22 protein-coding genes are annotated in these 22080 nt (G+C 74.7%); 16 read left to right on the top strand and 6 right to left on the bottom strand.

Annotation, left to right across the window (positions count from 1 at the left end; translation table 11 throughout):
* Positions 1-134: 134 nt before the first annotated feature.
* Both GQS52_RS06175 and GQS52_RS06170 read left to right on the top strand, forming a co-directional pair.
* Positions 135-1244, top strand: coding sequence for a ferrochelatase (locus tag GQS52_RS06175; protein WP_182312127.1), 1110 nt, complete (start codon positions 135-137; stop codon positions 1242-1244).
* A gap of 3 nt (positions 1245-1247) precedes the next feature.
* Entirely contained in the window at positions 1248-2051 is an 804-nt protein-coding gene (locus tag GQS52_RS06170) for an inositol monophosphatase family protein (protein ID WP_182312124.1), read from the top strand.
* Positions 2052-2199: 148 nt separating this feature from the next.
* On the opposite strand, the gene GQS52_RS06165 is transcribed toward GQS52_RS06170, so the two are convergent.
* A complete protein-coding gene (locus GQS52_RS06165) occupies positions 2200-2373 on the bottom strand; it encodes a hypothetical protein (RefSeq protein WP_182312122.1) in 174 nt (57 codons plus the stop codon).
* 316 nt (positions 2374-2689) lie between these two features.
* On the opposite strand from GQS52_RS06165, the gene GQS52_RS06160 reads away from it, so the two are divergent.
* From GQS52_RS06160 to GQS52_RS06150, 3 genes are all read left to right on the top strand, one after another.
* Entirely contained in the window at positions 2690-3346 is a 657-nt protein-coding gene (locus GQS52_RS06160) for a response regulator transcription factor (protein ID WP_182312119.1), read from the top strand.
* Positions 3346-4599: a HAMP domain-containing sensor histidine kinase gene (locus tag GQS52_RS06155; RefSeq protein ID WP_182316248.1), complete on the top strand. Its 1254-nt coding sequence runs from the start codon at positions 3346-3348 to the stop codon at positions 4597-4599. Before GQS52_RS06160 ends, GQS52_RS06155 begins: the two co-directional genes overlap by 1 nt.
* A gap of 347 nt (positions 4600-4946) precedes the next feature.
* The gene (locus GQS52_RS06150) at positions 4947-5246 is read left to right on the top strand and encodes a DUF4193 domain-containing protein (protein WP_182312116.1); all 300 of its coding nucleotides are present in this window, start codon (positions 4947-4949) and stop codon (positions 5244-5246) included.
* A gap of 366 nt (positions 5247-5612) precedes the next feature.
* Here GQS52_RS06150 and GQS52_RS06145 read toward each other — a convergent pair whose 3' ends face one another.
* Positions 5613-6059, bottom strand: coding sequence for a DUF3093 domain-containing protein (locus tag GQS52_RS06145; RefSeq protein ID WP_182312114.1), 447 nt, complete (start codon positions 6057-6059; stop codon positions 5613-5615).
* Between the two features lie 86 nt (positions 6060-6145).
* Positions 6146-7027, bottom strand: a complete 882-nt coding sequence (locus tag GQS52_RS06140) for an SDR family oxidoreductase (protein WP_182312111.1) — start codon at positions 7025-7027, stop codon at positions 6146-6148.
* Positions 7028-7157: 130 nt separating this feature from the next.
* Here GQS52_RS06140 and GQS52_RS06135 point away from each other — a divergent pair, with 130 nt between their 5' ends.
* From GQS52_RS06135 to GQS52_RS06105, 7 genes are all read left to right on the top strand, one after another.
* Positions 7158-7763, top strand: a complete 606-nt coding sequence (locus GQS52_RS06135; RefSeq protein WP_259370622.1) for a PaaI family thioesterase — start codon at positions 7158-7160, stop codon at positions 7761-7763.
* Positions 7760-8296, top strand: a complete 537-nt coding sequence (dut, locus tag GQS52_RS06130; protein ID WP_182312108.1) for a dUTP diphosphatase — start codon at positions 7760-7762, stop codon at positions 8294-8296. Before GQS52_RS06135 ends, dut begins: the two co-directional genes overlap by 4 nt.
* Before the next feature lies 1 nt (position 8297).
* Entirely contained in the window at positions 8298-9068 is a 771-nt protein-coding gene (locus GQS52_RS06125; protein ID WP_182312105.1) for a DUF3710 domain-containing protein, read from the top strand.
* A 93-nt stretch (positions 9069-9161) separates the two neighbouring features.
* The gene (locus GQS52_RS06120; protein ID WP_182312102.1) at positions 9162-11699 is read left to right on the top strand and encodes an ATP-binding protein; all 2538 of its coding nucleotides are present in this window, start codon (positions 9162-9164) and stop codon (positions 11697-11699) included.
* Positions 11700-11817: 118 nt separating this feature from the next.
* On the top strand, positions 11818-12504 hold the full coding sequence (locus GQS52_RS06115; RefSeq protein WP_182312100.1) for a response regulator: 687 nt from the start codon (positions 11818-11820) through the stop codon (positions 12502-12504).
* Between the two features lie 65 nt (positions 12505-12569).
* Complete coding sequence (locus tag GQS52_RS06110; RefSeq protein ID WP_182312098.1) at positions 12570-12971, top strand: OB-fold nucleic acid binding domain-containing protein; 402 nt, start codon at positions 12570-12572, stop codon at positions 12969-12971.
* A gap of 4 nt (positions 12972-12975) precedes the next feature.
* Positions 12976-13764 (top strand): DUF3159 domain-containing protein, encoded by a 789-nt coding sequence (locus tag GQS52_RS06105; RefSeq protein ID WP_182312095.1) that lies wholly within the window; start codon positions 12976-12978, stop codon positions 13762-13764.
* 86 nt (positions 13765-13850) lie between these two features.
* Here the strand turns inward: GQS52_RS06105 and GQS52_RS06100 are convergent, their stop codons facing one another.
* Both GQS52_RS06100 and GQS52_RS06095 read right to left on the bottom strand, forming a co-directional pair.
* Positions 13851-14582, bottom strand: coding sequence for a TrkA family potassium uptake protein (locus tag GQS52_RS06100; protein WP_182312092.1), 732 nt, complete (start codon positions 14580-14582; stop codon positions 13851-13853).
* Positions 14579-15247 (bottom strand): TrkA family potassium uptake protein, encoded by a 669-nt coding sequence (locus tag GQS52_RS06095; RefSeq protein WP_182312090.1) that lies wholly within the window; start codon positions 15245-15247, stop codon positions 14579-14581. Before GQS52_RS06095 ends, GQS52_RS06100 begins: the two co-directional genes overlap by 4 nt.
* A 487-nt stretch (positions 15248-15734) precedes the next feature.
* Here GQS52_RS06095 and GQS52_RS06090 point away from each other — a divergent pair, with 487 nt between their 5' ends.
* Positions 15735-17771, top strand: a complete 2037-nt coding sequence (locus GQS52_RS06090; RefSeq protein ID WP_182312088.1) for an APC family permease — start codon at positions 15735-15737, stop codon at positions 17769-17771.
* Between the two features lie 118 nt (positions 17772-17889).
* Here the strand turns inward: GQS52_RS06090 and GQS52_RS06085 are convergent, their stop codons facing one another.
* A complete protein-coding gene (locus GQS52_RS06085; protein WP_182312085.1) occupies positions 17890-18768 on the bottom strand; it encodes a hypothetical protein in 879 nt (292 codons plus the stop codon).
* A gap of 232 nt (positions 18769-19000) precedes the next feature.
* On the opposite strand from GQS52_RS06085, the gene GQS52_RS06080 reads away from it, so the two are divergent.
* From GQS52_RS06080 to GQS52_RS06070, 3 genes are all read left to right on the top strand, one after another.
* Positions 19001-20326, top strand: coding sequence for a class I SAM-dependent RNA methyltransferase (locus tag GQS52_RS06080; RefSeq protein ID WP_182312082.1), 1326 nt, complete (start codon positions 19001-19003; stop codon positions 20324-20326).
* Positions 20327-20618: 292 nt separating this feature from the next.
* Positions 20619-20831, top strand: coding sequence for a hypothetical protein (locus GQS52_RS06075; RefSeq protein WP_220472745.1), 213 nt, complete (start codon positions 20619-20621; stop codon positions 20829-20831).
* Between the two features lie 95 nt (positions 20832-20926).
* Positions 20927-22009 carry an FAD-dependent oxidoreductase gene (locus GQS52_RS06070; RefSeq protein ID WP_182312079.1) on the top strand — a complete coding sequence of 361 codons (1083 nt, stop codon included), beginning with the start codon at positions 20927-20929 and terminating at the stop codon, positions 22007-22009.
* The last annotated feature ends 71 nt before the right edge of the window (positions 22010-22080 follow it).

Below are 22080 nucleotides of genomic sequence, written 5' to 3'. Positions count from 1 at the left end.
AGGGCGCTCCGCGGAATGTCCGTAAGGAATGAAATCAGCCTTTACAGATTACGCGGCACGGCAAGCGGGTTTCCCGCCGCCCGGCCCGCCGGTCCCGTGGGTCCCCCGCCCCCGGGAGTGGCAGGATCGGTTCCATGTCCGACCGAACAGACCCCGTCACCGACCCCTACGACGCCCTCCTGCTGCTGTCCTTCGGCGGCCCGGAAGGACCCGAGGACGTCGTCCCCTTCCTCGAGAACGTCACGCGCGGCCGAGGCATCCCGCGGGAGCGGCTGGCCGAGGTCGGGCAGCACTACTTCCTCTTCGGCGGTGTCAGCCCCATCAACGCCCAGAACCGCGAGCTGCTGGCGGCGCTGCGCGAGGACTTCGCCGCCAACGGCCTGGACCTGCCGGTCTACTGGGGCAACCGCAACTGGGCGCCCTACCTGACCGACACCCTGCGCGAGATGGTCCGCGACGGCCGCCGCCGCGTCCTGACGCTGGCCACCAGCGCCTACGCCTCCTACTCCGGCTGCCGCCAGTACCGGGAGAACCTCGCCGACGCGCTGCGGACGCTGGCCGAGGAGGGCCTGCCGGTGCCGCGGGTGGACAAGCTGCGCCACTACTTCAACCACCCCGGCTTCGTGCGGCCGATGGTCGACGCGGTGCTGGCCGCCTTGCAGGAGCTGCCCGAGGACGTCCGCGACGGCGCCCACCTGGCGTTCACCACGCACTCCATCCCCACCGCGGCCGCCGAGAGCTCGGGCCCGGCCGGCGGCGCCTACGTGGCCCAGCACCTGGACGTCGCCGAGGCGGTCGCCGAGGCGGTGCGCGAGGCGACCGGGGCGGACCGGCGCTGGCGGCTGGTCTACCAGTCCCGCAGCGGCGCCCCGCACGTGCCGTGGCTGGAACCGGACATCTGCGACCACCTCCAGCACCTGTGCGAGGCCGGGGCGCCGGCGGCGGTGATGGTGCCGATCGGGTTCGTCTCGGACCACATGGAGGTCAAGTACGACCTCGACACCGAGGCCGCGGCCAAGGCCGCCGAACTCGGGCTGCCGGTCGCCCGCGCGGCCACCGTCGGCGCCGACCCGAGGTTCGCCGCCGCGGTGCGCGAGATGGTCCTGGAACGGGCCGAGGCCGAACGCGGCGGCAGCCCGCGCCGCTGCGCCCTGGGCGCGCTCGGCCCCAGCCACGACGTCTGCCCCGCCGGGTGCTGCCCCAACCCGCGCGGCCCCCGCCCCGCCGCCGCCGGACAGGACTGAGCGATGAGCACCGACGCCCCGTTCGGGGAACTGCTGGAGACCGCCCTGGAGGCCGCCCGGCGCGCCGGTGAGCTGCTGCGCACCGGCCGCCCCGCGGACCTGGGGGTGGCGGCCACCAAGACCAGCGCGGTCGACGTGGTCACCGAGATGGACCTCGCGGCCGAGAAGCTGATCCGCGAGGTGATCACCGGGCGCCGCCCGGACGACGCCGTGCTGGGCGAGGAGGGCGGCACCACCGAGGGCTCCAGTGGGGTGCGCTGGATCGTCGACCCGCTCGACGGGACCGTCAACTACCTGTACGGGCTGCCCTCCTGGGCGGTCAGCATCGCGGCGCAGGTCGACGGGCGCACCGTGGTCGGCGTGGTCGAGGCGCCCCTGCGCGGCGAGACGTACCAGGCGGTGCTCGGCGGCGGCTCCATGGTCAACGGAGCCCCGGCGCGCTGCCGCCCCGCGCCCGAGTTCTCCCGGGCGCTGGTCGCCACCGGCTTCGGGTACCTGGCCGAGAGGCGGGCCGCGCAGGCCGCGGTGGTCGGCAGGCTCCTGCCCAGGGTGCGCGACGTCCGCCGGGGCGGCAGTGCGGCGATCGACCTGTGCGACGTCGGCTGCGGCCGGCTGGACGCCTACTACGAGCGCGGCCTGCAGCCGTGGGACTGGGCGGCCGGCGAGCTGTTCGCCCGCGAGGCGGGGGCCCTGACCGGTGGCCGCCCGGGGGCCCCCGCGGACGGCGGGCTGACCGTGGCCGCCTCCCCGGGCCTGTTCGAGCCCCTCCAGCAGCTCCTGGAGGACCTCGGCGCCTGGCACGACTGACGGCGCCCGACCCGGAACGGCGCGACCCGGCCCGGCGCGACCCGGAACGGAACGGCGGCCGGGCACCGTGGTGCCCGGCCGCCGGACGTGCGAACGCCCCGGCGCCCCTCGGGCGTCCGGGGCGAGCCCCCCGTGGCTGCGGCTCGTCTCAGGCGGACATGGGGAGCACGTCCACGCCGTGCTCCCTGGCGAGCCGGCGGAGGTCCTCCAGCTCCGCGCGCTCGACGTCGGCGAGGAACTCGTCGCCCGTCTCGACGGCGCGAGTGAGGTCGGTCTCGGTGGTGCGTATGCGGTGCAGGATGCCTGCGGTGAACGCGTCCATGGTGCGCCCCCTCGTCGTGGGTCGGTGACACGGAAGTGCCGGTGTGCGGTGGTGTGATCACGGTTCCCGGTGCCCTCCTGCGGCTGGCACAGGCACCGGTGGCCGCGCGGTGTTACGCGCGGCGCGCACAGCGTGATCTCGGGTGTGCAGACGTTTTCCCCAGGCGCGTCACGGGAGAAACCTCGACCGGCGCAGGAAAATCGGCTTACCGCTGGCTTATGCCCGTCCGGTGCAGGATGGAACCACCGACGGCCGTTCCGCGACACCGGGGCGCCGTTCGGAGCACGCAGGAAATTCACCGAGGAGGGACACCGCGTTGCGCGTACTGGTCGTGGAGGACGAGCAACTGCTCGCCGATGCCGTCGCCACCGGGTTGCGGCGGGAGGCCATGGCCGTGGACGTCGTCTACGACGGCGGCGCGGCCCTGGAGCGCATCGGGGTCAACGACTACGACGTCGTGGTTCTGGACCGCGACCTGCCGGTCGTCCACGGCGACGAGGTGTGCCGGCAGGCCGTGGCCCGCGGGCTGCCGGCCCGGGTGCTGATGCTCACCGCGGCCGGCGACGTCAGCGACCGGGTCGAGGGGCTGGAGCTGGGGGCGGACGACTACCTGCCCAAGCCCTTCGCCTTCACCGAGCTGGTCGCCCGGGTGCGGGCCCTGGGCCGGCGCACCACCACGGCGCTGCCGCCGGTCCTGGAGCGGGCCGGCATCAGACTGGACCCCAACCGGCGCGAGGTCTTCCGGGACGGCCGGGAGGTCCACCTGGCCCCCAAGGAGTTCGCGGTCCTGGAGGTGCTGCTGCGCAGCGAGGGCTCCGTGGTCTCGGCCGAGCAGCTGCTGGAGAAGGCGTGGGACGAGAACACCGACCCGTTCACCAACGTGGTCCGGGTGACCGTGATGACACTGCGGCGCAAGCTCGGGGAGCCCCCGGTGATCATCACGGTCCCCGGGTCCGGATACCGGATCCGATGATGCCCGCCGAACCCGCCCCCGCCGCCCCGCCGCCCCCCTCGGCGCCGCCCAAGCCCCTGTGGGACCCGCGCCCCCAGGTGCCGCAGCGCCCCTGGCTGCGCCCCACCATCCGGTTCCGGCTGACCGTCCTGTACGGCGGCATGTTCATGATGGCCGGCGTCGTCCTGCTGGCCGTGGTGTACCTGCTGGTCGCCGACAGCCTGCAGGAGAACCTCAAGCTGCCGATCCAGGTGGTCACCGGCAACGTGGTCGTGGAGACCCCGTTCCGGGTCTGCAGTTCGCTGACCGACCTGGACGACTTCAACCGCTGCGTCGCCCAGTACATGGACTTCCAGATCAGCCAGGCCCTCAACGACCTGCTCAAGCGCTCCCTGCTGGTCCTGGTGGTCCTCACGGCCGTCGCCTTCGCCTTCGGCTACGTGATGGCCGGGCGGGTGCTGCGGCCGCTGGGGCGGATCACCCGCACCGCGCGCGGCGTGGCCGGCTCCGACCTGCACCGCCGGATCGAGCTGGACGGCCCGGACGACGAGCTCAAGGAGCTCGCCGACACCTTCGACGACATGCTCGACCGGCTGGACCGGGCCTTCGACTCCCAGCGGCGCTTCGTCGCCAACGCCTCGCACGAGCTGCGCACGCCGCTGGCGATCAACCGCACCCTGCTGGAGGTCCAGCTGGCCGACCCGAACACCTCCCCCGACCTGCAGCAGCTGGGCCGCACCCTGCTGGCGACCAACGAGCGCAGCGAGCAGCTGGTGGAGGGCCTGCTGCTGCTCGCCCGCAGCGAGAACGAGCTGACCGACCGCAAACCGGTCGACCTGGCCGAGGCGTGCGGGCGCGCGCTGGACCAGGTGCGGGAGGAGGCCGGGGCCAAGGGGGTGGAGCTGCGCAGCGAGCTGGCGCCGGCGGTGGTGCAGGGCAACGGGGTGCTGCTGGAGCGGATCGCCCTGAACCTGCTGCAGAACGCCGTGCGCTACAACACCGCCGGCGGCTGGGTGCAGGTGCGCACCGAGGTGCTGCCCGGCCGGGCGGAGCTGACCGTCTCCAACACCGGCCCGACGGTCCCGGCCTACGAGGTCGACAGCATCTTCGAGCCGTTCCGGCGGCTGCGCGGGGCGGACCGGACCCAGAGCGACAAGGGCGTCGGCCTGGGACTTTCCATCGTGAGGTCGGTCACCCGGGCGCACGGCGGGGCGATCGCGGCCGAGCCGCGCGAGGGCGGGGGACTGGTGGTCCGGGTGGCCATTCCCCTGTGATGCATCGCACACGCATTTTCGGCCACGTCCCGCTTCGTGGTCCCGTCCGAAAAGGTGCTACTCTCCGTGATTCCTCCCGGGGTGACAAGGCTCAGGAAAAAGGGACGTTTCCCCGGGGGTGAATCACGGGAAGTACACGTGCGAACGTGAGCGGGACGCGCCGTTTCCGCAGCCTGGAACCCGAACGCCGTCCCGGCCGGTCACCTGTTGGAAGGTGCGGTTGGGTGTCGATTGAGTAACAGGCCTTGATGTAAGGCAAAATCTCCGCTTCGGGTCGGGCACAAGTCCGGCCTCTCATGCGTTACGTGCGCTGGAGACACCACAGACACCCGGAGGGGGAGAGCGATATGGCCACGGACTACGACACCCCACGCAAGACCGACGACGAGCTCAACGAGGACAGCATTGAGGAACTGAAGGCCCGGCGGAACGACAAGTCGACCTCCTCGGTCGACGTCGACGAGTTCGACCAGGCCGAGGGACTCGAGCTTCCCGGAGCGGACCTTTCCAACGAAGAGCTGTCGGTGCGGGTCCTCCCGCGGCAGGCCGACGAGTTCACCTGCATGAGCTGCTTCCTCGTGCACCACCGCAGCCAGCTGGCCGCGGAGAAGAACGGCCACCCGATCTGCCGCGACTGCGCGGCCTGACCGGCCGGGCACCGGCGGCCGTGACCGGCGTCGGACCGTTCGGGAAGCACCGCCCGGGCCCGGCACGCCCGGCGGACGACGGCGACGCCCCACCCGCCCACCCGGCAGCCCCGCCGACCCTGCAGCCCCGCCCGGGAAGCGGCCGGGCCGCACGGCGGGGCCCCTCCGGCGGAGCAGCGAAGCGAGCGGGGTCGGACGGCCTCGCTCGCCCGTGGGCCGGCCGCGGGACCGGGCCGGGGCGCCCGGAAGAGCCCGGGCCGGGCCGGCCGGTACCACCGCGCCGCCGGCCGCACCCCCTCCCGCACGCCGCCCCGGGCGCCGGGGACCTCCGGGGCGCCCGGGGCCGGCCCGGACGCCGGCCGGGCGCTACCCGACCTTGAGCGACTCCACCGCCGCCGCCAGCCGCTGCGGGTCGCGGGTGGACAGGTACAGGTACGGCGTCGGGTCGTCCGGGTCGTCCACCTCCACGCGCACCGCGGTGGGGATGTAGCCGCGCAGCAGCATGAAGGCCCTCGGGTCGGCCCGGTGACGGCGCCAGGCCAGCGCCTCCTCCTCGTCCAGCACCTCGACCGCGCCCAGCGCCGAGGCCGGCAGCCTGGCGCTGCCCGCGACCAGTGAACCGGCCACCACCCGGATGCGCGCGGATCCGTACGTGCTGATCCCCGCCGCCGCCAGGGCCGCTCCCGCGGCCGCGCCCGCCAGCGCGGGCAGGGTGCCCAGGGGAAGCAGGATCAGGCCCGTCGTCAGGCCGGCCAGAACACTCAGGCCCCACCAGGACCGTGGCGCGGTCAGGCGCTCGTCGTATGGCTGCATGCCCCCAAAGTACCCGGGCCCCGGACGGCCCGGGCCGCCTGTCCGGCCGCCCCGCCCGCCCCGTCCGGCCGCCCCGCCCGCGCCCTCTACCTGCGCCGCAGCCGCTCCAGGGCGCGCACCGCCCGGGGCGGTCCGCTGCGCAGGCCGACCGCCGTCGACTTGGCCCAGTCGGCGACCGCCGTGGGCGCCAGCGCGTCCAGGAGGGCCGTGGAGCGGGCGCCGGAACCCACCAGGCAGCGCGGCTGCGGACGGCGGGCCGTCAGCGCCCTCAGCACCGCCCTCGCCACCGGGCGGGGGCCGGGCAGGTCCCCGGCGCCGCGCAGCACCTCGTCGGCCGCCGCGTACTGCTTCCGGTAGGCGGAGTGCTCCCGGGCCGGCAGCGAGGCGATGCCGCGCTCCCAGATCCCGGTCCCGTAGGAGCCCGGCTCGATCAGCACCACCTGCACCCCGAACGGGGCGACCTCCATCCGCAGGGCGTCGCTCACCGTCTCCAGGGCCTGCTTGCTGGCGCAGTACCAGCCGAGCATCGGCATCGACACCCGCCCGGCGATCGAGGAGACGTTGACGATCCGGCCCGAGCGGCGCCTGCGCATCTCCGGCAGCACCAGCCGGGCGATCCGGGCCGGCGCCACCAGGTTCACCTCCAGCTGCGCCCGCACCTGCTCGTCGTCCACGTCCTCCACCGCGCCCGGCTGGGCGTGGCCGGCGTTGTTGACCACCGCCCACGGGCCGCCGCCGGTCATCTGGGCGATCTCGGTGAAGGCACGCACCGTGGAGGTGGCGTCGGCGACGTCCAGCAGCACCGTGCGCACCCGGGTGCCGGCCCGCTCCGCACCGGCGTGCAGCTCCCGCGACCCCTCCTCGCTGCGCGCCGTGCCGATCACGTCGAAGCCGGCACGGGCCAGCTCCAGTGCTGTGGCCAGCCCGATGCCGCGGTTGGCTCCGGTGACGACGACGGTCTTGGTCATGGCTGCTCCGGGATGGTGACGGTGGACGGCCCCCGCCGTGGCCAACGGTCGCGGGCGGGCAAAAGATCCGGTCCGGCGGTGGGACCGCCGGTAACCCGTGGGGTGTCCGCCGACGGTAGTGTCAGCACACGTGAGTGGACCAACTGCCTCCGAAACCGGCGCCAAGGCGCCCCTGGCCCCGCCCGCGGACGCCGTGGCGCCGGTGCGCCACCCCGACGCCCCCGCCCCGGGCGAGCCGATCGGCTCGCACTACGAGAACTGCTTCGGCTGCGGCGGCAACCAGCCGCACGGCCTGCACCTGTCCGCCCGGGCGGACGAGGGCGTCGCCGTCACCGCCGAGTTCACCGTGCGCCCCGAGCACCAGGGCGCCCCCGGCCTCGCCCACGGCGGGCTGCTGGCCTCGGCCCTGGACGAGACCTTCGGCGCCCTGTCCTGGCTGTTCCGGGCGATCACCGTCACCGGCCGGCTGGAGACCGACTACCTGCTGCCGGTGCCGGTCGGCACCGTGCTGCACCTGTCCGCCCGCTGCGAGGCCGTGCACGGCCGCAAGTACTACAGCGTCGCCGAGGGGCGCCTGGACGGCCCCGACGGGCCGGTGGCGCTGCGCGCCCGGGCCCTGTTCATCGAGGTGAAGGTCGACCACTTCACGGCCAACGGCCGGGAGGAGGAGATCAACGCGGCGATGTCCGACCCGGACACCGTCAAGGCCACCCGCGCCTTCGAGGTCAACCCGTGACCCCCCGCCCCCCGGTGGACGTCCTCGTGCGCCGCCTCGACCCGGACCTGCCGCTGCCTGCCCCCGCCCACCCGGGCGACGCGGGCGTGGACCTGGTGGCCGCGGCCGGGGCGGAGCTCGCCCCCGGCGAGCGGGCGGTGCTGCCCACCGGGATCGCGATCGCGCTGCCCGACGGGTACGCCGCCTTCGTCCACCCGCGTTCCGGCCTCGCGGCCCGCTGCGGTGTCTCCCTGGTGAATGCCCCCGGAACGGTTGACGCCGGGTACCGTGGGGAGATCAAGGTGATCGTGGTCAACCTGGACCCGCGCCAAGCCGTGGTCCTCGAGCGCGGCGACCGGATCGCCCAGCTGGTCGTCCAGCAGGTCGAGAAGGTGCGCTTCCACGAGGTCGCGGAGCTTCCCGGATCGGCCAGGGCGGAGGGGGGCTTCGGGTCCACCGGGGGCTTCCGGACCGCCGGGGGCCGCGCCGGGGCCGGAGCGCCCGGAACCGGTGACGGATACTCTTCGGTCGTTGCAGACCGGGAAGGACAATGACGTGTTCGGTCGTCGCAAGAAGCGCGGCACCACTGCCGACGAGCCCGTGGAGAGCGCGGTCGCGGACGAGGTGTCCGAGGACACCGGCGGGGCCGCCTCCGACGAGCCCCGCCGCTACAGCCTGCCGCCGGCCCCGAGGCCGGACGGACCGTGGGACGTCAGCGAGGTGACCGATCCCGGCGAGGGCCGCGTCGACCTCGGCGGCCTGTACGTGCCCGGCGTTGAGGGCATGGAGCTGCGGGTCGAGGTCGCCGGGGACTCCATCGTGGCCGCCACGGTGGTGCTGCGCGACAGCGCCGTCCAGCTGCAGGCGTTCGCCGCCCCGAAGTCCGAGGGCATCTGGGGCGAGGTACGCGACGAGATCGCCGCCGGCATCACCAAGCAGGGCGGCGTCGTCGACGAGGTCGAGGGCCCGCTCGGCTGGGAGCTGCGGGCGCAGGTCCCGGTGCAGCTGCCGGACGGCACCAACGGCGTGCAGATGGTGCGCTTCGTCGGCTGCGACGGTCCGCGCTGGTTCCTGCGCGGGGTCGTCTCCGGGCAGGGCGCGGCCCAGCCGCAGACCGCCGGGGTGCTCGAGCAGGTCTTCCGCGAGTGCGTGGTCGTGCGCGGGGACAGCCCGATGGCGCCGCGCGACCCGATCGTCCTGAAGCTGCCGAACGACGCGCAGATGGTGCCCGAGGGCGTCGCCCGCGAGCAGGCCGGCGAGCAGTCGAGGTTCGCCGACGGGATCGACCCGATGCGCCGCGGCCCGGAGATCACCGAGGTGCGCTGACCGGCGCCGCGGAACGCCCCGCACCGGGGAGGCCCCGCCGGGGCCTCCCCAGCGCGGGGCCCCGGCGCCCGGGCGGCGGAGGATTCGTGACCCATGGCCCGCGGAACGCTACGGATCTACCTCGGGGCTGCCCCCGGGGTCGGCAAGACCTACGCCATGCTCTCCGAGGGCCGGCGCCGCGCCGCGCGCGGCACCGACGTGGTGGCCGGCCTCGTCGAGGACCACGGCCGCCCCCGCACCCGGGAGCTGCTGGACGGCCTGGAGGTCCTGCCGCGCCGCGCCCCGGCCCCCGGGGGCGGGGGGCCCGCCGGGCTGGACGTGGAGGCGGTGCTGCGCCGCCGCCCAGCCGTCGTCCTCGTCGACGAGCTGGCCCGCGCCAACGCCCCCGGCAGCCGCAACGCGGCGCGCTGGCAGGACGTGGAGGAGGTCCTCGCCGCCGGCATCGACGTCGTCACCACGGTCAACATCCAGCACCTGGAGTCGCTCGGCGACGTGGTCGAGTCCGTCACCGGGGTCCGGCAGCGCGAGACCGTGCCCGACGAGGTGGTGCGCCGCGCCGACCAGCTGGAGCTGGTGGACATGGACCCCGAGGCGCTCCGCCGCCGCATGGCGCACGGCAACATCTACGCCCCCGACCGGGTCGACGCGGCCCTGGCCGACTACTTCCGCCCCGGCAACCTCACCGCCCTGCGCGAACTCGCCCTGCTGTGGGTCGCCGACCGGGCGGACGAGTACCTGCGCCGCTACCGCGCCGACCACCGCATCTCCTCCGCCTGGCAGGCCCGCGAGCGCATCGTGGTCGGCCTCACCGGCGGCCCCGAGGGCCGCACCCTGCTGCGCCGGGCCGCCCGCATGGCGGCCCGGGGCTCCGGGGGCGAGATCCTGGCCGTCCACATCGCCCGCAGCGACGACCGCGCCGCCGCCCCGACCGAGGAGCTCGACCGCCAGCGCTCCCTGGTGGAGGGCCTGGGCGGCTCCTTCCACTCCGTCCTGGGCCGGGACGTCCCCGCCGCCCTGCTGGACTTCGCCCGTGGCGTCGACGCCACCCAGATCGTCCTGGGCACCAGCCGCCGCAAGCCCTGGCAGTACCTCCTGGGGCCCGGCGTCGGCGCCACCGTGGCCCGCGGGGCCGGCGACATCGACGTGCACATCGTCACCCACGAGGCGGCGGCCGGCGGCCTGCGCCCGCCCGGCGCCCGTGCCGCCCGTCCCGGCCGCGCCCGGACCGCCGCCTGGCTCACCGGCCTGGCCGCGCCCCTGGCGCTGACCGCGCTGCTGGTGGCCGCCGGAGCCGGCCCGGGACCGGCCACCGCCATGCTGCTCCTGCTGGCCTGCACGGTGGCCGCGGCGCTGCTGGGCGGCATGCTGCCCGCGGTGGCCTCCGCGCTCGCCGCCTCCCTGCTCCTGAACTACTGGTTCACCCCGCCCACCCGCACCCTCGCCGTGTCCGACCGCGACGACCTGCTGGCGCTGGCCGTCTTCGTCGGCGTCGCCGTCGCGGTGGCGTCCTCCGTCGACCTGGCGGCCCGCCGCGCCCACCGGGCGGCCCGGCTGCACGCCGAGGCGCAGGCGCTCTCCTTCCTGGCCGGCAGCGTCCTGCGGGGCGAGAACGCGCTCGACGCGCTGCTGCAGGGGGTGCGGGAGACCTTCGGGATGGACTCGGTGGCCCTGCTGGAGCGCCGGGAGGGGTACGCGGCCTGGTCCTGCGTCCGCTACGCCGGCCCGCGCCCGTGCACCCGCCCCGAGGACGCCGACGTGGAGGTGCCCGTCGACGCGAACACCTGCCTGGCCCTGGCCGGCCGCGCGCTCCCCGCCGAGGACAGCCGGCTGCTGTCGGCCTTCGCCGCCCAGGCCGCCGTCGCCCGGGACCGCGACCGGCTGGTCGGGGAGGCCGCCGAGGCCCGCCGGCTGGCCGAGGGCAACCGCATCCGCACCGCCCTGCTCGCCGCGGTCAGCCACGACCTGCGCACCCCGCTGGCCGGCATCAAGGCCGCGGTCAGCTCGCTGCGCTCGCACGACGTGGCCTTCTCGCCGGAGGACGAGGCCGAACTGCTGGCGGGGATCGAGGCGGGCGCCGACCGGCTCGACCACCTGGTGGGCAACCTCCTCGACATGAGCCGCCTGCACACCGGCAGCGTCACCCCGCTGATGCAGGAGATCGACGTGGACGAGGTGGTCCCCGTCGCCCTCGGCGGGGTCCCGGCCGGCTCGGTCGTCCTGGACGTCCCCGAGGCCCTGCCCATGGTCCTCGCCGACCCGGGCCTGCTGGAGCGGGCGGTCGCCAACGTCGTCGAGAACGCGGTCGCCCACAGCCCCGCCGGACGGCGGGTGCTGGTCGCGGCCAGCGCGCTGGGCGGGCGCGTCGAGCTGCGGGTCGTCGACCGGGGCCCCGGCGTGCCGGACAGCGCCAAGGAGTCGGTCTTCGAGCCCTTCCAGCGGCTCGGCGACGCGCCGCGGGGCAGCGGCGTCGGCCTCGGCCTGGCCGTCGCCCGCGGCTTCACCGAGGCGATGGGCGGGTCGCTGCGCGCCGAGGACACCCCCGGCGGAGGGCTCACCATGGTGCTGACCCTGCAGGCCGTCCACGGGCCGCCGCCCGCCCGTCCCCGCCCGCCCGCGCAGGCCGCCCCGTGACGCCCCGCCGCCCCGTGACGCCCCGCCGTCCCGCGACGCCTTGCCGCCCTCTCCCTGCCGTACCCGTCCCGCCCCCCGGTGCGCCCGGGGAGGCGGCCCCCGCGAAAGGCGGACGCCCATGACCCGGGTGCTCGTCGTCGACGACGAGCCGCAGATCGTGCGGGCCCTGGTGATCAACCTCCGGGCCCGTGGCTACGAGACCGACGCGGCCCCCGACGGGGCCGAGGCACTGCGGCTCGCCGCCGCCCGCCGGCCCGACGTCGTCCTCCTGGACCTCGGCCTGCCGGACACGGACGGCGTCGAGGTGATCCGGCGGCTGCGGGAGCGCAGCCGGGTCCCGGTCATCGTCCTCTCCGCCCGCCACGCCTCCGGCGAGAAGGTCCAGGCGCTGGACGCGGGCGCCGACGACTACGTCACCAAGCCGTTCGGCATGGACGAACTCCTCGCCCGGCTGCGCGCGGCCGTCCGCCGGGCCGCCCCGGCGGGGGAGGAGGACTCCGGCCCCCTGCTGGTCGAGACGGACACCTTCACCATCGACCTGGCCGCCAAGAAGGTCGCCCGGGACGGCAGGGACGTGCGCCTGACCCCCACCGAGTGGCACCTGCTGGAGGTACTGGTCCGCAACGCCGGCCGCCTGGTCGGCCGCACGCAGCTGCTGAAGGAGGTCTGGGGGCCCGCCTACGGCACCGAGACCAACTACCTGCGGGTCTACATGGCCCAGCTGCGCCGCAAGCTGGAGGCGGACCCCACCCGCCCCCGCCACCTGATCACCGAACCGGGGATGGGGTACCGCTTCGAGAGGTGAGGCGGGCGGAACCCGCCCGTCCGGGGAGGTCCCGGTCACGGGCCCGGGCCGGGTACGCTGCCCGCATGAGTGGTGCCACCCGATCCGACCGGCAGCAGGGCCGGCTGCGCCGCATGCTCGGCAGGCTCGCCTCCTCGCAGGAGGAGATCCAGGCCGAGGAGCTGCAGCAGGAGACCCGGGGGCTGCGCGGCTGCAGGCCCATAGCCTCGTGCGCCGACCGGGAGGTGATCACGGTGGCCGGAACCCTGCGTGCCGTCACCCAGCGCCCCCGGGCCGGGGTCCCCGCCCTCGAGGCGGAGATCTTCGACGGCACCGGCGCCCTGGACGTGGTGTGGCTGGGACGGCGTGCGATAGCCGGCATAGAGCCGGGACGGAAGATCATCGCGTCGGGCCGGGTGGCCCTCAACCGCGGCCGTCCGCTGCTGTTCAACCCCAAGTACGAACTGCGCCCCGTCGGACAGGAGTAGCCGCGTGACGGACACGGGCCCAACGGGCAAGCACGCCGCGGCCGCCGGAGCGCGGCCCGGACCGAAGACGCAGGAGGACCGGGAGGACCGGGAGGACCGGGAGGAGGGCGGCAGGGACGCTGCCAGGACCGCGCTCCTGGAGGCCTTCGGCGGCTTCTGGGGGATGGTCGAGACGACCGTCCCCGGACTGGTCTTCGTGGTCAGCTACACCGTCGACCGGGACCTGAAGGTCTCGGCGGTCGCCGCCCTGGCCGTCAGCCTGGTCCTGGCGCTGGTGCGGCTGGCCCGCCGGCAGACCCTCAAGCACGCCTTCGGCGGCGTCTTCGGCGTCGCCTTCGGCGCGTTCTTCGCGATGATGTCGGGCAACGCCAAGGACTTCTACCTGCCGGGGATGCTCTACACCCTCGGCCTGGCCGCGGCCTACGTCGTCTCGGCGATCGCGCGGTACCCGCTGATCGGCCTCATGCTGGGCCCGGTCCTGCGGGAGAACCTCTCCTGGCGCACCCGCAACCCGGGCCGCTTCCGCGCCTACACCAAGGCCACCTGGGCCTGGGGGATCATCCTGCTGGTGAAGTCGGCGATCCTCTTCCCGCTGTACCTGTGGGGGGACGTCACCGAGCTGGGCTGGGTCAAGGTCGCCCTCGGGGTGCCGCCGTTCCTGCTCGCCGTCTACCTGACGTGGATCTTCCTGGCCAAGGCACCGCCGCCGATCGACGTGATCGCCGAGATGGAGGCCGAGGAGCGCGCCGAGGAGGAACGGGCCGCCGCCGCGGCGGCCGAGCCGCCGCGCTGACCGCGGCACGACCGCAGCACGACGGGGCGGGGTGCGCCGCCGGGACCTCGGCCCCGGCGGCGCACCCCGCCCCCGTCACTCCCGCGTCACTGCTCCGTGTCGACGCCGTCCGGCTCCTCGCCGTCCGCGTCCCGGGCGCCCGGGGCCGGGCCTTCCTCGCGCCGGAGCGACAGCAGCTCCTCCAGCGGCTCCTCGCGGGAGGGCGCGGCGACGAACAGCAGCTCGTCACCGGCCTCCAGCACGTCGTCCGCGCTCGGGGTGAGCACCCGGGAGCCGCGGATGACGGTGACCAGCGAGGTGTCCTGCGGCCACTGCACGTCACCGACCCGGGTGCCGACCAGCGCGGCCTCCGGGGGCAGCGTCAGCTCCACCAGGTTGGCGTCGCCCTGGCTGAAGCGCATCAGGCGCACCAGGTCGCCGACGCTCACCGCCTCCTCGACCAGCGCGGACATCAGGCGCGGGGTGGAGACCGCGACGTCCACGCCCCACGCCTCGGTGAACAGCCACTCGTTCTTCGGGTTGTTCACCCGGGCCACCACCCGCGGCACCCCGTACTCGGTCTTGGCCAGCAGCGAGACGACGAGGTTGACCTTGTCGTCGCCGGTGGCGGCGATCACCACGTGGCAGCGCTGCAGGGCGGCCTCGTCGAGGGAGGTGATCTCGCAGGCGTCGGCCAGCAGCCACTCCGCCTGCGGGACCCGCTCCACCGAGATGGCCCCGGGCGACTTGTCGACCAGCAGGACCTCGTGCCCGTTCTCCAGCAGCTCGGCCGCGATCGAACGGCCGACCGCGCCGGCCCCGGCGATGGCGACTCTCATCGGTGCGCCTCCTCGGGCCCCTTGGCGAACGCCGCCTCGACCTCGGCGATCTCGTCGGTGCGCATCATCACGTGCACCAGGTCGCCCTCCTGCAGGACCGTGTCGGCCGTCGGCAGCACGGCCTCACCCAGACGGGTGAGGAAGGCCACCCGCACGCCCGTCTCCTCCTGCAGCTTGCTGATGCGGTGCCCCACCCAGGCCACGGAGGTGTGCACCTCGGCCAGCTGCACGCCCCCGCTGGGGTCGCGCCACAGCGGCTCGGCGCCGGAGGGCAGCAGCCGCCGCAGCATCTGGTCGGCGGTCCACCGCACCGTGGCCACGGTGGGGATGCCCAGCCGCTGGTAGACCTCGGCGCGCCGGGGGTCGTAGATCCGGGCGGCGACGTTCTCCACGCCGAACATCTCGCGCGCCACGCGGGCCGCGATGACGTTGGAGTTGTCCCCGCTGCTGACCGCCGCGAAGGCTCCCGCCTCCTCGATGCCGGCCTCGCGCAGGGTGTCCTGGTCGAAGCCGACGCCGGTGACCCGGCGGCCGCCGAACCCGGACCCCAGGCGCCGGAACGCGGTGGGGTCCTGATCGATCACGGCGACGGTGTGTCCTTGATGTTCCAGGGCCTGCGCGAGAGTGGCGCCCACTCTGCCGCAGCCCATGATGACGATGTGCATCGCGCTCCTACCCCGCACTCCTCGCCGGCGCTTCGGCCTGCACCAACATCCTGCTTCAACATCCTCACTGGCTCGCGGGGCAACACCGGGGGTCGGCACACCCGGGCTGTGACGCTGTGTGACAACACCGGAGTGTCGCCCGTACGCAGCGCAGAGACAACCGTAGCGGCCGTTCCCCCGGCGGACGCCCACGTCCGTCCGGGTGACGCGCAGCCGTGTCACGGACCCGGGGCGCACCGGGCCCGTCGCGCCGGGCGGCGCGTTAGGAATCCGTCAAGGTTTCCCCCGGCGCCACCGGCCCGCCGGCGCCCCGGAGCCCCGGCCCCGGCGGCCGCACACCGGTCCGGCACCGCCGCTGCCCTGCGCCGCGACACGCAGCAAAGGGACCAACCGGACATCCGTCGACGGGGCGGGACCCGTCCCGGCGCGGTCCCGGCGGCCGCCCCGGCGGCGCCCCCCGCACCCGCCGACGGCATACGATCCTGACGTGTCCAGACTGACCGACCTGCCGAAACGCATCCTCATCGGCCGGGCGCTGCGCAGCGACCGCCTGGGCGAGACCCTGCTGCCCAAGCGCATCGCCCTCCCCGTGTTCGCCTCCGACCCGCTCTCCTCCGTGGCCTACGCGCCCGGCGAGGTGCTGATCGTCCTGTCGATCGCCGGCGCGTCGGCGTACCGGTTCAGCCCGTGGATCACCGCGGCCGTCGTCGTGCTGATGTTCACGGTCGTGGCCTCCTACCGGCAGAACGTGCGCGCCTACCCCAGCGGCGGCGGCGACTACGAGGTCGCCACCGTCAACCTCGGCCGCCGGGCCGGTCTGACGGTGGCCAGCGCGCTGCTGGTGGACTACGTGCTCACCGTGGCCGTGTCGGTCGCCTCCGGCGTGGAGAACCTCGGCTCGGCGGTCCCGTGGGTCGCCGAGAACAAGACGCTGTGCGCCGTCGGGATCATCGCGCTGCTGATGCTGATGAACCTGCGCGGGGTGCGCGAGTCCGGCAAGATCTTCGCCGTCCCCACCTACGCCTTCGTCGCCGGCGTGCTCGCCATGGTCGCCTGGGGCGCCTTCCGCGGCCTCGTGCTCGGCGACGAGATGCGGGCGCCGACCGCCGGCTACGAGGTCGTCCCCGAGCAGACCGGCCTGGCCGGGTTCGCCCTGGTCTTCCTGCTGCTGCGCGCCTTCTCCTCCGGCTGCGCCGCCCTGACCGGCGTGGAGGCCATCAGCAACGGCGTGCCGGCCTTCCGCAAGCCCAAGAGCCGCAACGCGGCCACCACCCTGGCCCTGATGGGCGGCCTGGCGGTCGTCATGTTCTGCGGCATCATCGCGCTGGCCATGACCACCGGCGTGAAGATGGCCGAGCGGCCCGCGCACGACATCCTCATCGGCGGCGAACCGGCCGGCGCGGGCTACCACCAGGACCCGGTGATCTCCCAGGTCTCCGCGGCGGTCTTCGGCGACGGCTCGCTGCCCTTCGTCCTCCTGGCCGTCGTCACCGCGCTGGTGCTCTTCCTCGCGGCCAACACCGCCTACAACGGCTTCCCCGTGCTCGGCTCGATCCTCGCCCAGGACCGCTACCTGCCGCGCCAGCTGCACACCCGCGGCGACCGGCTCGCCTTCAGCAACGGCATCGTGCTGCTGGCCGGCCTGGCCGCGCTGCTGGTGGAGATCTACGACGCGGACTCCACCCGGCTGATCCAGCTGTACATCGTGGGGGTCTTCGTCTCCTTCACCCTCAGCCAGATCGGCATGGTCCGGCACTGGAACCGCCACCTGGCCGCCGAGCACGACCGGACCGCCCGGGGGAGGATGCTCCGGGCCCGTGCGATCAACGCCTTCGGCGCCTTCTTCACCGGCACGGTGCTGGTGGTCGTGCTGGTCACCAAGTTCAGCCACGGCGCCTGGGTCGCCCTGCTGGGCATGGTCGGGTTCTACGCGCTGATGACCGTCATCCGCCGCCACTACGACCGGGTCGCCGACGAGCTCAGCCGGGTCGAGGCCCGGGAGGAGCACGTCCTGCCGTCGCGGGTGCACTCCATCGTGCTGGTCTCCAAGGTCCACAAGCCGACGCTGCGCGCCCTCGCCTACGCCAGGCTCGTCCGCTCCGACACCCTGGAGGCGGTCTCGGTCAACGTCGACCCCCTCGAGACCCAGGAACTGCAGCGGGAATGGGCCGAGCGGGGCATCGACGTGCCGTTGAAGGTGCTGGACTCGCCCTACCGGGAGGTCACGAGCCCGGTCATCGAGTACGTCAAGAGCCTGCGCCGCACCAGCCCGCGCGACGTCGTCACCGTCTACATCCCCGAGTACGTGGTCGGCCACTGGTACGAGCAGCTGCTGCACAACCAGAGCGCACTGCGGCTCAAGGGACGCCTGCTGTTCACCCCCGGGGTGATGGTCACCTCGGTGCCCTGGCAGCTGGAGTCCTCCGAACGGCGCAGGCACCCGACCCGCTGGAACCCGCCGGGCTCGGTCCGGCGCGGCCCGGTCGGCCCCCCGCGCGAGGAGAACCGCACCTCCGGACGGTGAGCCCGCACCGCCGCCCCCCGGCGCCGCCTCCCCCGGCGGGGGCGGTCCGGGCGGGGGCGGTCCGGATGGTCCTGCGCGGCCCGGTCCGGTCCGGCCCGGCGGTCCGGGCGCGCCCCTGTCAGCGCACTCCGGCGGGGAGCTCGACCGTCCCGTCGAAGACGCCCCGGTTCTCCTGCCGCACGTCCAGCTCGTACACGATGTCCCGGCCGCCGTGGGGGAGGAGGAGGCCGAACTCGAAGCGGTGGCTCTCGACGCGGTACGTCCTCGCGTCCAGGACCAGCACCTCCTCCAGGCCGGACAGGGTCAGCCGGGCGTCGTCCGCCGGGATGCCCGCGTCCCGCAACTGCCGGGCGGTGGGTTCGAACTCGCGCACCGCCTTCTTCACCCACGGCCGGTCCCGCACGGCGCTCAGCGCCTGCCTGCCGCTGCCGACGCGCAGCCGGACGGTGCCGTCCGCGGCGGTCAGTGTGACGTCGTCACCGGCGGCCCGCGCGTACGCCCGGAACTCCTCGACGGCCGCGACGAGGTCCTCGGCCTTGTTCCGCATCCCGGGGTCGGAGGCGGGTGCGCTCTTCCAGCCCGCGCCGCCCTCCTTGAGGTACGCCGTGCCGTCGAGCACGTAGAGCTCCTCGTTCTTCACGGACCCCTTGCTGCTGGTGCTGACGCCCTTCGAGTGCAGCGCCTCCGGCTCCATGGCCCGCCGCACCGTGGCCCGGTAGTCGGCGCCGCTCCTCCGCCCCTGGAAGGTCAGGCCCTCCCGCCCCTCCACGGAGAACGTCCAGGCCTCCTCCGCCGCCATCGCCTTCTCGGCGAGGTCGAGGAAGTCCTCCGGGGACTTCGGGGGCTTCGGGGACCTCGTGGGCTTCGCGGACTCCGGGGCCGCATCGGCCGGAACCCCTGCACCGGCCGGTTCCACCGGCCCGTCCTCCGCGCCGCAGGCGGCCGACGAGAGCGAGAGCAGGAGAACCAGTGCAGCGCATCCGAGACGGGTTCGCATGGACCTCTTCCTTGTGTCACGGCGGGGCGCGGACTGTACAGCAGCACCCCGCCCGGGGTCCCGCCGGCACCCATTCCCCGCGAACCGCCAGGAACAGCCGGAAAGACCGCACGGCACGGCCCTGCCGTGGGCCGGGATCGGCGGGTCGGGGCCGGGCGCGGGCGGGCGTAGACTGGGCGGCTGCCCTCCCACCGCACGGTGCCCCCACCGCGATCCCAGGAGTACCTCTCCCGTGAAGAACGATTCGACGAAGGCGTCGCTGGTCGGCGAGCGCTACGAGGTCGAGGTCGGCCCCGTCGCCCACGGCGGGCACTGCATCGCCCGCCACGAGGGACGGGTGCTGTTCGTGCGGCACACCCTCCCCGGGGAGCGGGTCGTCGCCGAGGTCACCGAGGGGGACGAGGGTTCGCGGTTCCTGCGGGCCGACGCCGTCGAGGTGCTGCAGGCGTCCCCCGACCGCGTCCCGGCCCCCTGCCCGTTCTCCGGACCCGGCCGGTGCGGGGGCTGCGACTGGCAGCACGCGGCCCCCGGCGCCCAGCGGCGGCTGAAGGTCGAGGTGCTCACCGAGCAGCTGGAGCGACTGGCCGGCCTGGCCCCCCAGGAGGCGGGCTGGGACGGCACGGTGGAGCCGGCCCCCGGCGACAAGGTGCCCCGCGGCGAGGTCCCGGCCTGGCGCACCCGCGTCCAGTACGCCGTCGACGCGCAGGGCCGGGCCGGCCTGCGCCGGCACCGCTCGCACGACGTCGAGCCGGTCGACCACTGCCTGATCGCCGCCCCCGGCGTCTCCGAGCTGGGCATCGAGAAGCGGACCTGGCCGCAGACCGCCGCCGTCGAGGCGATCGCCGCCTCCGGCTCGTCCGACCGCCAGGTGATCATCACCCCGGCGCCGGGCGGCCGGCTGCCGCTGGTCGAGCTGGACCGGCCGGTCTCCCTGGCCCGCGTCGACGACAACGGCGGCATCCACCGCGTGCACGGGCGCGGCTTCGTCCGCGAGCGCGCGGCCGGGCGCACCTGGCGGGTGGGCGCCGGAGGCTTCTGGCAGGTCCACCCCAAGGCGGCCGACCTCCTGGTCGACGCCGTGCTCGACGGACTGGACCCCCGCGAGGGGGAGACCGCCCTGGACCTGTACTGCGGTGTCGGCCTGTTCGCCGGCGCCCTGGCCGAGCGGGTCGGCGAGCGCGGCGCGGTGCTCGGCATCGAGTCGGGCAAGCGGGCCGCCGAGGACGCCCGGCACAACCTGGCCGACCTGGAGCGGGTGCGGATCGAGCACGGCAAGGTCGAGGCGGTGCTGCCGCGCACCGGCATCACCGAGGCCGACCTCGTCGTCCTGGACCCGCCGCGGGCCGGTGCCGGACGGCAGACCGTGCAGCGGCTGACCGCCCTCGGCGCCCGCCGGATCGCCTACGTCGCCTGCGACCCGGCCGCCCTGGCCCGGGACCTGAAGTACTTCGGCGAGTCCGGCTACCGCCCGGTCTCCCTCCGGGCCTTCGACCTGTTCCCGATGACCCACCACATGGAGTGCGTGGCTGTTCTGGAGCCCGCCGCAAAGGGCGTCTGAACCGTGTACGGGCAGTGGGCCGAGCTTCCCTCTCCGTGCGCAAGGGGAAGCCGACCGTCTGGACGCTCGGCTGACGCTCGTCCTCGTCGGCCGTCGGGGAGCGGGGCGCGGGGGCTGCCGTCCGCTCCGGGCCGCGCGGGCGGTGGTCTCCGGGCAAGCGCCTCGCAGGTGTGATGCGCCCGGCCACCGGGCGGGTGGTCGGGCCGGTAGGGGCGACCGCTGAACCAGGGCATTGGCGTTCTGTGCGCCTCAACGGGATGCGTCGACCGCCTGTGCCAGGAGGGTGGGGTCCGTGCGCAGCGCAGAATCGGGGTTCCACACGGCCTCGAAGAAGATCTGCACCAGCGCCCGCGAAACGGAGGAGGCCATGGCCTTCGCCGTCACCAACGGCGTGCGCCCCATGATCGAGCGGATGCCGCTGGGGGAAGCCGGCGAGGCCGTCTCACGCCTGCGGTCCGAGGCCCCCCGGTTCCGTATCGTTCTGCACACCGCCCAGGTGCTGTGACCGGCACCGGACCGATTCCGCTGCGCCGCCGTACCGCGGGCTCCCGCCGTGCGGCCCCGTGGCGTCCGTGTCCACCGTCTCGAAGGAAAGCCCCCATGCCCCGCAGCAGCAGCCATGACGTCATCGTGATCGGCGCCGGCGCCGCCGGACTGACCGCCGCCACCGCGCTGCACGAGGCCGGACAGCGTGTCCTCTGCCTGGAGGCCCGGACGCGGGTCGGCGGCCGTCTGCTGAGCGTGCCCGTCGACGGCGGTGCCCTCGATCTGGGCGCCACCTGGTTCTGGCCGGGGGAGGAGCGCGTCGCCGCGCTGACTGTCCGGAGCGGGGCCGGGATCTTCGACCAGTACCTGGCCGGGGACACCGTCCTCCAGGACGGAACGGGGGCCCGCCGTCTCCCGGGCAACATGATCGACGTTCCGTCCCACCGATTCGCCGGCGGGGCACAGCGTCCGGCCTCGGCGCTCGCGGCGGGCCTGCCCGCGGACGCCGTACTGCTGGACACGCCCGTCACCGCGGTCCGTCCGGCCGGTGGTGACACGGTGGAGGTGCACACCCCGCGGCGGACGTTCCGGGCCGCTCACGTCGTCGTGGCCGTCCCGCCGGCGCTGGCTCTGGAGCGCATCGACTTCGGTGACGCGCTTCCCGACGGCCTCGTCCGTCTGGCCCGCTCCACGCCCGTGTGGATGGGTGCCGTCGCCAAGGTCGTCGCCCGCTACTCCTCCCCCTTCTGGCGGGAGGACGGGCTCGCCGGCGCGGCCTTCAGCAGGACGGGACCGCTTCAGGAGATCCACGACATGTCCGGCCCCGGCGGCCGCCCCGCGGCACTGTTCGGCTTCGCCCGTGCCCGCGTCGTCCGGCCGGGCTTCGAAGAGGCGGTGGCCGCGCAGCTCGGTGCGTGCTTCGGGCCCGCCGCCGCGTCGCCCGAGGCCCTGTACGTGCAGGACTGGAGCCGAGAGCCCTGGACGGCCCCGCGTTCCGTGCACGCCCTCACCGACCACTCCCTCTTCGGCCACCCCCTCTACCAGCGGCCCGCACTCGACGGCCGACTGCACTGGGCCTCGACCGAGACGGCCACCGGCCACGCCGGTCACATCGAGGGGGCCCTGCTCTCCGGAGAACGCGCGGCACGCGCAGTCCTGCTCTCGGCGACGTACGACCCCGGCGCCGTCACCGGCTGAGGCGGGCAGCCGGCCGTACCGCGGTCGGCGCTCGAACTCCGCCCGGCCGCGTCGCTTGTGGGACACCGGGA

The organism is Streptomyces sp. SCUT-3 (assembly GCF_014083985.1).
GTDB classification, from domain to species: domain Bacteria; phylum Actinomycetota; class Actinomycetes; order Streptomycetales; family Streptomycetaceae; genus Streptomyces_H; species Streptomyces_H thermolineatus.
Note: the sequence above shows the minus strand (reverse complement) of the source record. Positions and strands in the feature narration are given on the sequence as shown.